The organism is Mesorhizobium sp. P5_C1 (assembly GCF_054049815.1).
This window is the reverse complement of the sequence record NZ_JBFULQ010001147.1, coordinates 1-912: the sequence shown is the minus strand read 5'-3', so window position 1 is coordinate 912 and position 912 is coordinate 1. Positions and strand designations below refer to the sequence as shown.

Here is a 912-nt window from a genome sequence, read left to right as displayed (position 1 = left end):
AGTATCAGTAGAATTATTAGAATTGTGCCGAGACCCATGGGACCTTCCTCGCTGTTTGCGCTGACGTGCTTCCTGCAATGCAGTTTCGCCTGTCGGACTATCAACTCGAGAAGGGCGTACCTGTTCCTTGAGCACGTATTGGACTCTCGACTGGCGTTGAAGCGGACCTTGCCGCAGAGACAACCCGCCACTCAGTTCTTGTTTCCAATCGGTTCTCGACACGCTCGGGCACGCCTCCATTCGTCCAGCGGCGTCGGCTCGCGGAGTCGATTCCTGTACCTGCCCTAGGAACGTGTCCCCGCAAGTGACGTTTCGCTTCCTTGACCGCGGTGAGGAGTGATCAATTAGAAGTCACCGCTGGTTGGGGAGGTGCTGATGTCAATGCCAAGTTTGGCATATGGTCCCTTGGACCAGCGATCCATGCATATTTGCGTTGATATGCAACGCATGTTTGCCGAGCCATCACAATGGGCGACGCCCTGGATTACCCGCGTACTTCCGCAGATCGAGAGGCTGGTCGAAAGACGGGCGGCACAGACGGTCTTCACGCGCTTTTTGCCCGCTCAGAAGCCGGGGCAGGGTGTTGGGACATGGAAACGCTACTACGAGCGCTGGGCGTCGATGACGGTCGAGAATGTCGGTCCCGATATCATCGAATTGTTGCCGCCATTGGCCGGGTACTGCCCGCCGGCCGTCATTATCGACAAGTACATTTACTCGCCGTGGTTCGAAGGTCGCCTCAAATCCTTTCTGATGGAGCGTGACGTCGACACGCTGGTCATCACCGGCGGCGAAACCGATGTATGTGTTCTGGCAACGGTGCTCGGAGCCATCGATTTCGGCTATCGCGTGGTCCTGGTCACAGACGCACTGTGCAGTTCTTCCGATGCAACGCATGACGCACTGCTCACC

1 protein-coding gene is annotated in these 912 nt (G+C 57.0%); it reads left to right on the top strand.

All coding sequences use genetic code 11. The annotated features are described in order from the left end of the window. Positions 1–375: 375 nt before the first annotated feature. A partial coding sequence (locus tag ACXJ7R_RS34495) for a cysteine hydrolase family protein (RefSeq protein ID WP_457155698.1) occupies positions 376–912 on the top strand: 537 nt, incomplete at its 3' end.